Origin of the sequence: Klebsiella spallanzanii, assembly GCF_902158555.1 — a bacterium.
Classification (GTDB): domain Bacteria; phylum Pseudomonadota; class Gammaproteobacteria; order Enterobacterales; family Enterobacteriaceae; genus Klebsiella; species Klebsiella spallanzanii.
Genome location: NZ_CABGGS010000003.1, coordinates 201775 through 216818 on the forward strand (window position 1 = coordinate 201775; position 15044 = coordinate 216818).

The 15044-nt window shown below is 54.2% G+C and carries 16 protein-coding genes; 4 read left to right on the top strand and 12 right to left on the bottom strand.

All coding sequences use genetic code 11. The annotated features are described in order from the left end of the window. The first annotated feature begins 20 nt into the window (after nt 1–20). The 4 genes from mliC (at nt 21) to pdxY (ending at nt 3505) form a co-directional block, all read left to right on the top strand. Nucleotides 21–344: a C-type lysozyme inhibitor gene (gene mliC, locus FN082_RS06015; protein ID WP_139540068.1), complete on the top strand. Its 324-nt coding sequence runs from the start codon at nt 21–23 to the stop codon at nt 342–344. Between the two features lie 57 nt (nt 345–401). Further along, nucleotides 402–1058, top strand: a complete 657-nt coding sequence (gene pdxH, locus FN082_RS06020) for a pyridoxamine 5'-phosphate oxidase (RefSeq protein ID WP_139540119.1) — start codon at nt 402–404, stop codon at nt 1056–1058. A gap of 250 nt (nt 1059–1308) precedes the next feature. Further along, nucleotides 1309–2583, top strand: a complete 1275-nt coding sequence (gene tyrS, locus FN082_RS06025) for a tyrosine--tRNA ligase (protein ID WP_139540067.1) — start codon at nt 1309–1311, stop codon at nt 2581–2583. Nucleotides 2584–2644: 61 nt separating this feature from the next. Beyond that, nucleotides 2645–3505, top strand: a complete 861-nt coding sequence (gene pdxY / locus FN082_RS06030; RefSeq protein WP_142981287.1) for a pyridoxal kinase PdxY — start codon at nt 2645–2647, stop codon at nt 3503–3505. 44 nt (nt 3506–3549) lie between these two features. Here the strand turns inward: pdxY and gstA are convergent, their stop codons facing one another. The 12 genes from gstA to FN082_RS06090 all read right to left on the bottom strand — a co-directional run bounded on the left by gstA (nt 3550) and on the right by FN082_RS06090 (nt 15039). Further along, complete coding sequence (gstA, locus tag FN082_RS06035) at nt 3550–4155, bottom strand: glutathione transferase GstA (RefSeq protein ID WP_142981288.1); 606 nt, start codon at nt 4153–4155, stop codon at nt 3550–3552. Between the two features lie 109 nt (nt 4156–4264). Further along, entirely contained in the window at nt 4265–5770 is a 1506-nt protein-coding gene (gene dtpA / locus FN082_RS06040; protein WP_139540064.1) for a dipeptide/tripeptide permease DtpA, read from the bottom strand. A gap of 599 nt (nt 5771–6369) precedes the next feature. Next, nucleotides 6370–7005: an endonuclease III gene (gene nth / locus FN082_RS06045; RefSeq protein WP_139540063.1), complete on the bottom strand. Its 636-nt coding sequence runs from the start codon at nt 7003–7005 to the stop codon at nt 6370–6372. Then, on the bottom strand, nt 6998–7705 hold the full coding sequence (locus FN082_RS06050) for an electron transport complex subunit E (RefSeq protein WP_142981289.1): 708 nt from the start codon (nt 7703–7705) through the stop codon (nt 6998–7000). The genes nth and FN082_RS06050 overlap by 8 nt, the downstream gene beginning before the upstream one ends. A gap of 3 nt (nt 7706–7708) precedes the next feature. Then, nucleotides 7709–8329 carry an electron transport complex subunit RsxG gene (gene rsxG / locus FN082_RS06055; protein ID WP_139540061.1) on the bottom strand — a complete coding sequence of 207 codons (621 nt, stop codon included), beginning with the start codon at nt 8327–8329 and terminating at the stop codon, nt 7709–7711. A gap of 10 nt (nt 8330–8339) precedes the next feature. After that, nucleotides 8340–9392, bottom strand: a complete 1053-nt coding sequence (gene rsxD, locus FN082_RS06060; RefSeq protein WP_142981290.1) for an electron transport complex subunit RsxD — start codon at nt 9390–9392, stop codon at nt 8340–8342. Next, complete coding sequence (rsxC, locus tag FN082_RS06065) at nt 9393–11480, bottom strand: electron transport complex subunit RsxC (protein ID WP_142981291.1); 2088 nt, start codon at nt 11478–11480, stop codon at nt 9393–9395. Next, nucleotides 11473–12051 (bottom strand): electron transport complex subunit RsxB, encoded by a 579-nt coding sequence (gene rsxB, locus FN082_RS06070; protein ID WP_139540058.1) that lies wholly within the window; start codon nt 12049–12051, stop codon nt 11473–11475. The genes rsxC and rsxB overlap by 8 nt, the downstream gene beginning before the upstream one ends. Further along, nucleotides 12051–12632, bottom strand: a complete 582-nt coding sequence (gene rsxA / locus FN082_RS06075) for an electron transport complex subunit RsxA (protein WP_004102633.1) — start codon at nt 12630–12632, stop codon at nt 12051–12053. Before rsxA ends, rsxB begins: the two co-directional genes overlap by 1 nt. Before the next feature lie 77 nt (nt 12633–12709). Next, nucleotides 12710–13150: a DUF2569 domain-containing protein gene (locus tag FN082_RS06080; RefSeq protein ID WP_139540057.1), complete on the bottom strand. Its 441-nt coding sequence runs from the start codon at nt 13148–13150 to the stop codon at nt 12710–12712. 81 nt (nt 13151–13231) lie between these two features. Continuing rightward, the gene (gene ydgT / locus FN082_RS06085) at nt 13232–13447 is read right to left on the bottom strand and encodes a transcription modulator YdgT (protein WP_138358917.1); all 216 of its coding nucleotides are present in this window, start codon (nt 13445–13447) and stop codon (nt 13232–13234) included. 221 nt (nt 13448–13668) lie between these two features. Beyond that, on the bottom strand, nt 13669–15039 hold the full coding sequence (locus FN082_RS06090; protein WP_142981292.1) for a GH1 family beta-glucosidase: 1371 nt from the start codon (nt 15037–15039) through the stop codon (nt 13669–13671). Between the last annotated feature and the right edge of the window lie 5 nt (nt 15040–15044).

A 15044-nucleotide genomic window follows, 5' to 3' on the forward strand; every position in this document is an offset into this window, starting at 1 on the left:
GGAAAGTCGAAGGCAAACCAATGAAAAAAATTCTTATTCTTGCTGTACCGTTTATGCTCGCGGGCTGTAGCTACTACAACCAGTTTGTTGAACGGATGAATACGGACACCCTGGAGTACCAATGCGACCAGAAGCCGTTGACTGTTCATCTTAATAACACGCGCCAGCAGGTCAGCTTTATTTATGACAACCAGCAATTGAGTTTGCAGCAGGGGCTGTCCGCATCGGGTGCTCGCTATACCGATGGTGTTTACGTTTTCTGGTCGAAAGGTGATGGCGCCACCGTTTATAAACGCGATCGTATCGTGCTGGAAAACTGTCAGTTGCAAACCGCCAAACGTTGAGATTTCAGTCATGGGGGCGCACAATGACGCTACCCTTTGATTATTTTCTCTATTGCCATGTCTGATAACGACGAACTGCAGCAAATCGCGCATCTGCGCCGTGAATATACCCGTGGTGGCCTGCGTCGCCACGACCTTCCTGCCGAACCTCTGGCACTCTTTGAACGCTGGCTACGTCAGGCCTGTGATGCGAAACTCGCTGACCCAACGGCAATGGTTGTCGCGACCGTTGATGAAAACTCGCAGCCGTACCAGCGTATCGTTCTGCTCAAGCACTACGACGAGAAAGGCCTGGTGTTTTATACCAACCTCGGTAGCCGCAAAGCCCACCAGATTGAAAAAAATCCTCACATCAGCCTGCTTTTCCCCTGGCATATGCTGGAGCGGCAGGTGATGGTTATTGGTAAAGCGGAGCGTTTGTCGACGCTGGAGGTGGTGAAGTATTTCCACAGCCGTCCGCGCGATAGCCAGATTGGCGCGTGGGTGTCGCAGCAGTCCAGTCGTATTTCGGCTCGCGGTATTCTTGAGAGTAAGTTCCTTGAACTGAAGCAAAAGTTCCAGCAGGGCGAAGTCCCTCTGCCGAGCTTCTGGGGCGGATTCCGCGTCAGTATTGAACAGATGGAGTTCTGGCAGGGCGGTGAACACCGTCTGCACGATCGTTTCCTTTACCAGCGGCAAAACAGCGGCTGGCAAATCGACCGACTGGCGCCATAAAGGACGCAAAAATGTTGTGTTAAGCGCTGGTGCTACGTGGCCCGGCGCTTTATTCTATACGCTTCATTTTTCAAGCTGCATCCTTATTTAGCTGCGCCAGCCCACCCCAGCCACCGATCTCAGTAGGCTCCGGGGCTTCATAGGCCTGCCGCCGCAATGCAGCTTGAACAATTTTGCATAGATTTTTTTTCGCGTCTGGCGAAAAGTCGTGTACCGGCAGAGGTGCAGTCGTTTATAGATGGAGAATTTGATGGCAAGCAGTAACTTGATTAAACAATTGCAAGAGCGGGGGCTGGTAGCCCAGGTGACGGACGAGGAAGCGTTAGCAGAGCGACTGGCGCAAGGCCCGATCGCGCTCTATTGCGGCTTCGACCCTACCGCCGACAGCTTGCACTTGGGGCATCTTGTTCCATTGTTATGCCTGAAACGCTTTCAGCAGGCAGGCCATAAACCTGTTGCGCTGGTAGGCGGCGCGACGGGGCTGATTGGCGATCCGAGCTTTAAAGCCGCAGAGCGTAAACTGAACACTGAAGATACCGTGCAGGAGTGGGTAGATAAAATTCGCAAACAAGTCGCGCCTTTCCTCGACTTTGATTGTGGTGACAACTCTGCTATTGCTGCCAATAACTACGACTGGTTCGGCGGCATGAACGTGCTGACCTTCCTGCGTGACATTGGCAAGCACTTCTCGGTAAACCAGATGATCAACAAAGAAGCGGTGAAGCAGCGTCTGAACCGCGATGACCAGGGCATCTCTTTTACCGAGTTCTCCTACAACCTGCTGCAGGGTTACGATTTTGCCTGCCTGAACAAGCTGCACGGCGTGGCGCTGCAAATCGGTGGCTCTGACCAGTGGGGTAACATTACCTCCGGTATCGACCTGACCCGTCGCCTGCACCAGAATCAGGTCTTCGGCCTGACCGTTCCTCTGATCACCAAAGCCGATGGCACGAAATTCGGTAAAACCGAAGGTGGCGCAGTGTGGTTGGATCCGAAGAAAACCAGTCCGTACAAGTTCTACCAGTTCTGGATCAACACTGCGGATGCCGACGTTTATCGCTTCCTGAAGTTCTTCACCTTTATGGATATTGCTGAAATCAATGCCCTCGAAGAAGAAGATAAAAATAGTGGTAAAGCACCGCGCGCCCAGTATGTGCTGGCCGAGCAGGTGACGCGTCTGGTTCACGGTGAAGAAGGCCTGGTGGCGGCAAAACGCATCACCGAAAGCCTGTTCAACGGCAACCTGAGCGATTTGAGCGAGGCTGATTTCGAGCAGTTGGCGCAGGATGGCGTGCCGATGATCGAAATGGAAAAAGGCGCCGACCTGATGCAGGCGCTGGTGGATTCCGACCTGCAGCCGTCCCGTGGGCAGGCGCGTAAAACCATCGCGTCCAATGCCGTGACCATTAACGGTGAAAAACAGTCCGACCCGGAATATGTTTTTGTTGATGGCGACCGCCTGTTCGGCCGCTATACCTTACTGCGCCGCGGTAAGAAAAATTACTGTCTGGTCTGCTGGAAGTAATTGCGTAAAGGCAGGGGCGTGGGAAACCACGCCCCTTATTTTTTGCTCTCAGGTAATCAAGATGAAGAATATCCTCGCCATCCAGTCCCACGTTGTGTTTGGCCATGCGGGCAATAGCGCCGCTGAATTTCCGATGCGCCGTCTTGGCGCCAACGTCTGGCCGCTTAATACCGTACAATTCTCCAACCATACCCAATACGGAAAATGGACCGGCTGCGTGATGCCGCCAGCGCATTTAACGGAAATTGTTCAGGGGATTGCCGATATTAATCAGCTGCAGCGCTGCGATGCGGTGCTGAGCGGATATCTGGGGTCGGCTGAACAGGGCGAACATATTCTTGGTATCGTGCGTCAGGTCAAAGCCGCAAATCCGGCAGCGAAATATTTCTGCGATCCGGTCATGGGGCATCCTGAAAAGGGTTGTATCGTCGCGCCAGGCGTTGCGGAGTTTCACGTGCGTTATGCGCTACCGGCGAGCGATATTATCGCGCCAAATCTGGTTGAACTGGAGATCCTTTGCGGGCACTCAGTAACGAACGTTAACGAAGCGGTTGCCGCCGCGCGTGAACTGATTACTCAGGGGCCTGAAGTGGTACTGGTGAAGCATCTCTCTCGTGCCGGGCTGAGCATGGATCGTTTTGAGATGCTGCTGGTTACTGCGCAAGAAGCCTGGCACATCAGCCGTCCGCTGGTGGATTTTGGCATGCGCCAGCCGGTAGGCGTCGGCGATGTCACCAGCGGGCTACTGCTGGTTAAGCTGCTGCAGGGCGCGACTCTGCGCGATGCGCTGGAGCACGTAACTGCGGCGGTCTATGAAATCATGCTGGCGACGAAAAACATGCAGGAGTATGAACTACAGGTTGTGGCGGCTCAGGATCGTATTGCGCAGCCGGAGCACTACTTCAGCGCCACGCAGCTTTAAGAGGCGTGGGAACTTGCCCGACGAGCGTCGGGCAAGCATCAGCGTTACTTCAGCCCTTCGGCTTCCATCGCTGCGGCAACGGCAGGGCGTTCGGAGACGAGCTTCATCCAGGCCGTAATATTGCTATAACCTTCCATATCCAGCTTCACGGCATACGCCCAACGCAGCACGGTGAACAGATAGCCATCGGCGATGGTGAAACGGTGCCCGTTCAGCCACTCTTTATCCTGTAGGCACTCATCGACATACTGCATTTTTTTATCCAGCTGCGCACGAGCGATGGGTTTGAAATCTTCCGGCGTGTCCGGGCGGAACAGTGGCGTGAAGCCTTTATGCAGCTCTGTCGCCACGTAGTTTAACCATTCCAGCGTCTGATAGCGGGCGATGCTGCCCACCGGAGCCAGCAGCTGGCGGTCCGGTACGCGGTCAGCAATATATTGCATAATGGCCACGCCCTCAGTCAGCAGCACGTCATCGTCCAGCAGCAGCGCTGGTACCTGACCCTTCGGGTTAACCAGCAGATAATCATCCCCGTTTTCAAGACGTTTTTTCATCACGTCAACGCCCTGCAGGGTGAAGTCCAGCCCGCTTTCGCGTAGCGCAATGTGCGAAGCAAGAGAACAAGCGCCGGATTTGTAGAACAGTTTCATCGGTAATTCCTCGTGGCTGCGGTTTTCTGTATGTTAGTCCGCCCAGGGGCAAAAAAAAACCGCTAACAGAGCGTTAGCGGTTTAAATTTATTGGGTTGCCCGGAAGCGCTTAAGCCGTGGCGGTATCGCTGGCTTTTGCTGTTTTATCGTCATCCTGGGTCATGCGGTTTAGCTTCGGTGCCGTCAGCAGCATCAGGATGGCAATAACACCGGTGGCGACACCGATATGCAGGAACACGCGGCCGTAGACTTCCAGCGACATCAGCGGGTCGGTCACGTTTTCCGGTACCGCCATCATATTCGCAACGTAGCCGCCAATCAGGTTAGCGCCAGCGGTGGTCAGGAACCAGCTACCCATAATGAAGCCCATCAGGCGCTGTGGAACCAGCTGTGCAACCATGGCCAGGCCCAGTCCGGAGATCATCAGTTCACCGATACTCTGCAGGCCATAGCTGATAACCAGCCAGCTTACGTTCACGATGCCCGCATCGCTGGCAAACTTAGCGCCCAGCGGCAGCACGAGGAACGCGCCGGAACACAAGACCATACCAATTGCAAACTTCATCGGCATCGGTAGGGTGTCACCCATTTTGTTATAGATAGCGGCCAGAATCGGGCTACCGATAATGATCCAGAATGGGTTCAGCGCCTGGTACTGCTCTGGTTCGAAAGCGATACCCAGCAGAGAGTGCTCAACGTTACGAATCGCAAAGAAGTTCAGAGAGGTCGGCATCTGGCTGTACAGAACGAAGAAGATGATTGCTTGCAGCATCAGAATGAACGCCACGATCATTTTACGACGGGCTGCGCCCTGCATCGCAAAGGCTTCTTTAGCGAAGATAAAGATGATACCCAGCGCAATCACCCCCAGAGCCATACGTGCGATACCCTGGTTGTGCAGTAGCCAGGTTGCGACCGCTACCAGTACCACCACGCCAACGATAGTGGCGAGCAGTTTACCTACATGCACCGGTGCAAAGTCAGGTTTGGAACCGTACTGTTTAACCCAGCGCTGGCAGAAAGCGAAGTTGATGATGGTGATCACCAGGCCGACAAAGCTCAGGGCGAAAGCGACGCTCCAGCCAAACTTTGCTGCCAGCCACGGCGTGGCCAGCATAGAGAAGAAAGAACCGATATTGACGGACATATAGTACATAGTAAATGCACCGTCCAGACGCGGGTCGTTCTTTTCATAGCAGGTTGAGAGCAGGGAAGATGGGTTGGCTTTAAACAGGCCGTTACCGACGGCAATAGTGGCCATCCCCATATACACGATGCCCGCATCGTGCCCGGACCACGCCACCAGGCCATAGCCGATAGCCAGAACGATGGCACCGAGCATAATGACACGTTTGGTACCCAGCACTTTGTCACCCAGCCAGCCGCCAATAGCCACCAGACCGTAGACCAGGGCGCTAAAGGAGGAGAACAGGGTGATAGAGTCCGCTTCTGACATACCCAGTTGTTTAACCAGGTAGACGGCCATGATCCCTTGCAGGCCGTAGAAACCAAAACGCTCCCACAGTTCAATAGAGAAGATGAGATAGAACGAACGCGGCTGTTTGAAAGCGTTCAAACTCACGCTTTCTGTTGGTTTATTGTTTGCAGTAGACACAAATACCTCTTTTTTTACATCCCATATTAACGGGGGGTGCTCGGGGCGCAATCTGAGAAGACCGCCGCCTTTATAGTTATTCTGGAGGAAAAACGGCAGGTAATGTTCACTATCCTCGTCGTTCAGGCAAGAGCTTTGTAATACTCTGTTACACATCTTCTGCGCGTTATAATACTCGGTTCATTCAAATGTTATGCAGAGTTAAATTTCATCCTTTTGCCAATGAAAGAGTTTTTATCTGCCAACATACGAATTAATTTGCATATTGGCAATATCTTCTGCTGTAAGCGCTTGCATCCAGTGTTATAGCCCATAATCTTAAAAATTGATGGGTTATTGTTTTGGTATCTCAGGCGTCGGTATTCGAATAGGTAAATCGATGCATTAATTCAGTAACAAGAAATCAACAATAAATTCCTGAGATGATCTGGATCACAAATGTATAGAAATTTTGTCGATGAAAAAAATGAATAAGCTGACTGTTTGTTATATCGCCGAATAATTGCCCTGTCTAAACGTGGAATTATGGCTTGAATGACGGGGTGGGGCACGTTTATACAGAGTCATGACCAAAACAATAGTAATGACTCTGTTTCGCTTCAGGGGTAAACCTTCTCTTTGAACTCGCAAAGGTCTTCGATCAGACAGGAACCGCAGCGCGGTTTACGGGCGATACAGGTATAACGACCGTGCAGAATTAACCAGTGATGACAGTCGACTTTAAATTCTGCAGGAACGACCTTTAACAACTTTTCTTCGACTTGTTCAACGTTCTTACCGGGGGCAAATTGTGTCCGGTTGCAAACGCGAAAGATATGGGTGTCGACGGCAATCGTCGGCCAGCCGAAGGCGGTATTCAACACAACGTTCGCGGTTTTACGTCCGACGCCGGGAAGTGCCTCAAGCGCGGCTCTGTCTTCCGGAACTTCGCCATTATGTTGCTCAAGCAGCAGTCGGCAGGTCTTAATGACGTTTTCTGCTTTGCTGTTAAACAGGCCAATCGTTTTGATATACGACTTTACGCCCTCAACGCCCAGTTCCAACATCGCCGCTGGCGTGTTGGCTACCGGGTAGAGCTTTGCCGTTGCCTTATTGACGCTAACGTCGGTTGCCTGCGCCGAGAGCAGGACGGCGATTAATAATTCAAACGGTGAGTTAAAGTTCAGCTCAGTCGTGGGGTGCGGGTCGTTATCCCGGAGCCGAGTGAGGATCTCCAGGCGTTTACTTTTATTCATCCCAGGCTTTTCCCGTCACATCAGACGGCGCAACGATAGCGGCTTGTACCGCTTTTGCCTTGCGCTGTTTGCTACGTTCATCGATGAGGTATTTTACCGCCAGCATCATGCCGAGGCCAATAAAAGCGCCTGGCGGCAGCATGGCCAGCAGGAACGGCGTATCCGTATGAAATACTTCTACTCGCAGCGCTTTGGCCCAGCTACCGAGCAGACTATCGGCACCGTCAAATAGGGTGCCGTTACCGATGATTTCACGCATCGAGCCGAGGACAAACATGGCGCATGTTGCTCCCATGCCGATGGAGAACCCATCCAGCGCCGAAAGCGCCGGGCCTTTCCTGGCGGCGAAGGCCTCCGCGCGCCCAACTACGATGCAGTTAGTGACGATAAGCGGGATAAAGATCCCCAGAGACTGGTAAAGGCCAAACGCATAGGCATTAATCAGCATTTGAACCACGCTCACCACGGAAGCGATGATCATCACGTAAATTGGAATACGGATTTCCGCAGGCGTCCAGCGGCGCAGGCTGGAAATGGTCAGGTTCGTCAGCGTAAGCACCAGCGTCGTCGCTAGCCCAAGCCCAAGGGCGTTGGTGGCGGTAGAGGTCACGGCGAGCAGGGGACACATCCCCAGCAGTTGAACCAGCGCGGAGTTGTTTTTCCACAACCCCTGAACAATAACGTCTTTTACTTCGCTCATGGTTTAGTCTCCACAGGGAGTGAATGCGGAAATCTGCGTGGGCAGCGTTTGTGCATACAGGCCAGCGCGCTTAACGGCGTTCACCACCGCGCGGGGAGTAATCGTCGCCCCGGTAAACTGGTCAAAATCGCCGCCGTCTTTTTTCACGGCCCAGTGACTGTCATGTTGCCCCTGAATCACTTTACCGGCGAAGAGGGTGATCCAGTCAGATATTCTGAGCTCTATTTTGTCGCCCAGGCCCGGAGTCTCGTGATGTTCAGTGACGCGAGTGCCCAGTACGGTACCTTTAAAATCAGCGGCGACCAGTAGCTGAATGGCTCCGGAATAGCCGTCCGGTGCGGTGGCTTCCATCACGGCGGCAATCGGCTGCTCGTTGTTTTGAGCAATCCACACTTTATGTTGGCCTTTGCCCAGCTCCGGGGCGGTAACCAGATAACAGTTTTTCAGCAAATCATTATTATAAAGATTGGCTGGCATCACCTGGTTGAATAACGCTTTTTGCTGCAGGGCCGCCTGGTCTGCAATCGTACTTTTGGTCAGCTCATTGATAGCCGCTGTCAGCCCGGTAGATCCCGCAGCAAAGAGTGCCAGCGTGATGCCGTGCTTGCGCATGCTTTGTAACATGTTCGGGTCCTCAGCGGTGGCCGTACGCGCGCGGACGCGTGTAGTAATCGATCAATGGAACGGTAATATTTGCCAGCAGAACGGCAAAGGCCACGCCATCAGGATAGCCACCGAAGCTGCGAATCAACCATACCAGTAGGCCCGCCAGCGCGCCAAAAATCAGACGGCCGAGGTTGGTTGTGGAGGCGGTTACCGGATCCGTCAGAATAAAGAATGCGCCCAGCATCGTCGCGCCGGAGAGCAGATGAATTTGCGGCGAGGCGAGGCTTTCCGGGGAGAATAACCATCCCAGGGTGGCGCAAACGGCAAGGCTCAGCAGAAAGCTCACCGGGATATGCCAGCGGATAGCCCCCTGCCACAACAGGAACAGTCCACCCGCCAGGTATGCGACGTTGACCCACTGCCAGCCGAGTCCGGCCAGTTCGCCGCCGTAGATGGGATATTGCAGGATCTCGTTCACCTCATGACCGGCGTGGAGAGAGGTTTTAAAGGTATCCAGCGGCGTGGCCTGGCTGATACCGTCAATACCAATCCGCAGGCTATTCATATCGCCGCCCGCAGCGGTATGGCCGGTGAAGATGACCTGCAGCGCATCGCTGAACCCAGGAACATTGGCGGCTATCTCATGCGGCGGCAGCCAGGAGGTCATCTGTACCGGGAAGGAGATGAGCAGTACCACATAGCCAATCATCGCCGGGTTAAAAGGGTTATGACCCAAACCGCCGTACAGCTGCTTGGCAATAATCACCGCGAAGGCGGTACCCAGCACCACCATCCACCACGGGGCAAACGGCGGGATGCTGACGGCCAGCAGCAGGCCGGTCAACAGCGCGGAGTTATCGGCAAGGATCGCCGGAATGTTCTGTTTGCGCAGTTTAAGGATGGCGGCTTCTGCTCCCCATGCCGTTAAGGCCGCGAGGAGGATTTGTAGCACGGTACCCCAGCCGAAAAACCAGGTCTGAACCACAATGCCGGGCACGGCGGCGAGCAGCACCAGCAGCATAATCCGCGAAGTCTGGCGCTGGTTGTGGGTATAGGGGGAACTTGCGATTCTGAAAACCATTTAATCCTCGTTAACTGCCTGCCGGGATGCTTTCCGGGCCTGAACGCGGGCGATTGCTTCAGCGACTGCCGCTTTGCGGGCGTCGTCATTGGCTGCCGACGGGGGAACTGCTTGCTGCTGTTCAGCTTTACGCGCTTTGGCTCTGGCGATTGCCGCCTCGACGGCAGCTTTGCGCGGGTCGACGGCCGCGGCGGTGGGCTGTTCTGCGGCGACAGGCTCAGTCGGAACTGCCTGCTGTTCAGCTTTGCGGGCTTTGGCTCTGGCGATTGCCGCCTCGACGGCGGCTTTGCGTGGGTCGACGGCCGCGGCGGCGATGGGCGGTTCTGCGACAGCGGACTCAGTCGGAACTGCCTGCTGTTCAGCTTTGCGGGCTTTGGCTCTGGCGATTGCCGCTTCAACGGCGGCTTTACGCGGGTCGACCGCAGTGTCCGTTGACGGTTCGGTAATAGGGCTCCCGGCCAATTGCTCAGCTTTGCGCGCGCGCGCCTCGGCCTTGCGAGCTTCGCGAGCGGCGATGGCTTCACTGTTATCCGGTTTCGCGCCGGAAAGCACGATAATGGGTTGGGCGGCATCACGCTGTTTCTCACGTACGCGAGCAAGGGCGGCGTTGATGGCGTCCTGATCTTTAGCTGCTGGCTGTACCGCCGCTTGCTTATGGCGTTCCAGACGAGCCGCTTTATCCCGCTCCAGACGTGCCTGGCGCGCTTCAAAGCGCACTTTAGCCTCCGCTGCGCGTTTCTCTTCTTGCGCAATTGCGTAGATCTCGGCTTTTTCCTGGCGGAAGTACTGCACCAACGGAATACTGCTTGGGCAGACCCAGGCGCAGGCGCCACACTCAATGCAATCCGCCAGGTTATGGCTGGTTGCTTTGTCGTGCTGCTGGCCTTTGCTAAACCAGTACAACTGCTGTGGCAGCAGATCGGCAGGACAGGCGTCGGCGCAGGCGCTACAGCGAATGCAGCCTTTTTCCTCTTCCTGCTCCCCCATTTCGTTTGCCGAAGGAGCCAGCAGGCAGTTGGTGATTTTGACCACTGGTACATCAAGCCAGGGGAGGGTGAAGCCCATTAGCGGGCCGCCCATAATGACCATCGGTTCAGCGGTCGGGCAAAAACCCGCATCTTTAAGCAGATGACTCACCGGAGTGCCGAGACGCGCCCAGACGTTACCGGGACGCGCCACAGCTTCACCGGTTAGCGTCACCACGCGCTCCGTCAGCGGCTCGCCGTCAATTACTGCGCGTTTTACCGCATAGGCGGTACCTACGTTTTGCATTAACACGCCGATATCCGACGAACGGCCGCCGTGAGGCACCTGTTTTCCGGTCAGGATCTGCGTCAGCTGTTTTGCGCCACCGGACGGATATTTCGTCGGTATCACGCGCAGAGAAATCCCGTGGGTATCGGCCAATACCGCACGCAGCATTGAAATAGCCTGCGGCTTATTATCTTCGATGCCGATCAGCACCTGGGCCGGCTGCAGAATATAGGCAAGGATGCGAATACCATCAACAATTTGCGCTGCGCAATCCTGCATCAGGCGGTCATCGGCGGTGATATAGGGTTCGCACTCGGCGGCGTTAATAATGAGCGTTTCGATTTTGTCGCCGCCGCCGCGCAGCTTGGCGCCGGTCGGGAAACCTGCGCCGCCCAGTCCGGCCACGCCGAACTGGTGAATGCGTTCGATGAGTTCTGTCCGCGACCTATTCTGATAGTCGCTCCAGCCATCGCGTTCAATCCAGCGGTCTTCGCCATCGGCATCAATAATGACGCTCATTTCCGCTAGCGCGGAAGGATGGGCGGTTGAGTGAGGGGCAATAGCCGCTACGGTGCCGGAGGTTGGGGCGTGAACTGGCAGCATTCTGCCCCAGCCGCGCGTTAAAGGCTGGCCGCGCAGGACGCGATCGCCGGGTTGTACGCACAGGGCACCCTCAGCGCCGATATGCTGTTTCAACGGGATGACAAAACGCTGCGGCAGCGGAACCTGGCGCAGCGGCGTACCGTTTGACTGGGTTTTCATTTCCGGCGGATGGATACCGCCGTTGAAGTCCCAGACTTTGTCTTTTCGGAAAGCGGAAAATAGCTTAAACATGTTGTTCCACAGGAATAATGCGTACCGGAATGGTCTGGAGATCCCATTTCCAGGTTTCTGTCGTCGCGGCGACCGGGCGTAACTCAATACATTGCGTCGGACACGGCGCGACGCAAAGGTTACAGCCAGTACAGAGATCGCTCATTACCGTATGCATGGCGCGGGTCGCGCCGACGATGGCGTCGACGGGGCATGCCTGAATGCATTTTGTGCAGCCGATGCAGTTCGCTTCGTCGATTACCGCCAGCATCCGCACAGGTTCGGCCTCTTGCGCATCGCCGTCCACAGGCTGCGGATCGACGTTTAATAACTCGGCGATTTTAAGCATTACCGCTTCGCCGCCGGGGGCGCAGCAGTTAATTTTTTCACCCTGAGTGCCAACGGCTTCCGCGTAGGGGCGGCAGCCGGGGTAGCCGCACTGGCCGCACTGGCTCTGCGGGAGCAGGGCATCAATTTTTTCAACGACCGGGTCATCTTCAACCGCAAAACGACGGGAAGCATATCCCAGAATTAAGCCGAAAATCAGCCCCAGCAGGCTAATGGCGACTACGGCTATCCACACAGCGTTCATTACAACTTCACCAAACCACTAAAGCCCATAAATGCCAGAGACATCAAACCTGCAGTCACCAACGCAATGGCGTTGCCGCGAAAAGGCGCAGGCACATCCGCAACGACCAGGCGCTCGCGAATGGAGGCGAAAAGTACCATGACCAGCGAAAAGCCGACTGCGGCAGCGAAGCCGTACAGCGCCGATTGCAGGAAATTATGCCCAAGGTTAATGTTCAGTAGCGCCACGCCGAGCACCGCACAGTTGGTGGTGATCAGCGGCAGAAAAATGCCCAACAGGCGATATAACGCTGGACTGGTTTTGCGCACCACCATTTCGGTAAATTGCACTACCACGGCGATGACCAGGATAAAGGCCAGAGTCCGTAAGTAGACCAGGTCCAGCGGGATGAGGATCCAGGTATCAATCAGCCAGGCGCAGATTGAGGCCAGCGTCATCACAAACGTGGTGGCGAGTCCCATCCCCATAGCGGCTTCCAGTTTTTTGGAAACCCCCATAAACGGGCACAATCCAAGAAACTTCACCAGCACGAAGTTGTTAACAAGGACGGTGCCAACAAAGAGCAGTAAATAATCAGCCATCATTCGACCTGAAATAGAAAAAGCCGTCTATTATCGAATAATTCGATACCGGCGACAACAGGTTAACTGTGTGGTTATTACGGATTCACAAAGGTACGCTTAACCCGTTCAGAACGCCTGAAGTAGGGGGCCAGCAGCGCCGCAGCAAGAAGAGGGAACAGAAGCTGACGCAGCGCCAGGGTATCCGTAATGGGGGAAAAAGCGAAAGCCTTTACCGCCAGCAGCAGCGTTATCAGTAGCCAGATAATATAGTGCTTCGGCACGATTTTTCGTCGTTTGAAAAAGGCAATGGTCAGCCACAGCGTGTAGTACCACATGGCCAGTGCAAATACCAGGGAGGCTATCCAGAGCGCCAGATGCCCGGTACTCATATTGCTCAGCAATGTATAAGTTTGGGAAGACATCAGAGCATTCGCAAAAATAAGCAGCGACAATGAGGCACTAAGTAAAGCAACCAGTAACCATGCCAGCGGTGCCAGCAGCCATCCGCCAATACGTTCTGCAGAGTGAGAGGACATTGTGTGACTCCCGAATTCAACGCCAGTTATAAATAAAAGCAGGGCGGGAGTATAAGCAACTGGCGTGAATGATAACAGTCTTTATTGCACGTACCGCCAGACGGACTTAGGGACTTCGCCAATGTTGAACAATTTCCCGCCAGAAACCAGCTCTGCACGGCGATGGTCGGCGGCACGATACATGTTGACTATCTCTTCGCTATCGGTCAGAGAATAGTTGAGATGATCAAAAAGCTTTTCCAGACTTTCCAGCGAGCTGATTTTACGGAATTTTAATAAGTAGTCCTGAACGGTCATTTGCGTATCCATTTTATAATCGGAATAAATAATTCGAATATTATCAGCTTTTAGTAAACCTGTTCTCAACCAACAGTACCTTCTTCATGCGCTAAGCTGTATGGGGTATTTGGGTGGTAAAAATTTATAACAAGAACAGATAATATTCCCTGCGTATTAAAAAGAAATTTAAGAATATTCCAGAACTGAATCAGGCGCCGGATGGCGCCTGGGAGAGAAGATTAACGCTGTTCGCCTCGGCTGGCAATAACGTTTTGGTACCAAAAAAAACTCTTTTTTCGTTTACGCGCCAGGTTTTGCTGATGATCAACATAAACGAACCCGTACTGTTTTTTATAACCGTTGAGCCAGCTTAAAAGATCAATAAAGGACCAAGGGTAGTAGCCGCGCACGTCGGCACCCAGTTCAAGGGCTTTTTCCAGGGCATCAATATGGCTGCTGAGGTAGTCAATGCGCGGATCGTCGACCACTTCACCATCAATAATGGGGTCTATTGCGCCCAGGCCGTTCTCGGTAATGTAAATCGGAATATCACCGTAACGTTCTTTAATCATCATGATGCCGTCGGTTAGTCCCTGCGGCCAAATTTCCCAGCCCCATTCGGTATAGGTGCTTTGCGGGTTGCGTACGAAGTGGAATAGCCCATCCACTCCCGGCTCGCCGCCGGTCGGGACCTCAGGAGGTTGTGCTGATACGGTTTCCCGGCGGTAGTAGTTGAGGCCGATAAAGTCGCAGCGGTTTTCACGTAGCAGAGCATCATCGCCAGTAGCAAACACCGGAACACCCCAGAGCGCCTGGGTTTGTTGCAACAGTTCTTCGGGGTAGCAACCTTTTAAAACCGGGTCGTAGAGCCAGTGGGTGTGGACGGCGTCGGCCATTGCCGTTGCCCGTTTATCCTCTTCGCTTTCAGTTAATGAAGTATGCGGCTGCAGGACGTTAACGAAGCCAATCTTCCCTTGAACGCCCATTTCACGAAACGTTTTGACGGCCAGAGCATGAGCGATAAAGACGTGGTGGCAGGCCTGAATTGCGCGTGCGGGATCGCGCACCGCGGGAGGATGAAGGCCGTTAATATACCCATGGCCGATAAAAACAATGGTCTCGTTGAACGTTGCCCACAGCTTGACGCGGGAACCAAAACGTTCATAGCAGAGGCGGGCATACTCAGCGAATGCTTCCGCTGTACTGCGTGCTTCCCAGCCGCCTTCATCCTGTAGCGCCTGCGGTAAATCCCAGTGGTACAGGGTAATCATCGGCTCAATATTATGTGCCAGCAGCTCATCAATCAGGTCGCTATAAAATTGAATGCCCGCTTCGTTAACTTCGCCGCGACCGTTGGGCAGCAGGCGGGGCCATGAAATAGAAAAGCGATAGCTTTGCAGACCCATTTCCGCCATCAGCGCGACGTCTTCGCGAAAGCGGTGGTAATGGTCAACGGCGATGTCGCCCGTTGTCCCCTGAAAAGTGGTGCCGGGCAGGTGGGAATAAATATCCCAGATAGAAGGGCCTTTGCCGTCGGCATCGTGTCCGCCTTCAACCTGATAGGCTGCGGTAGCGGCTCCCCATAAAAAATGCTGCGGAAATCCGGACATGAAAA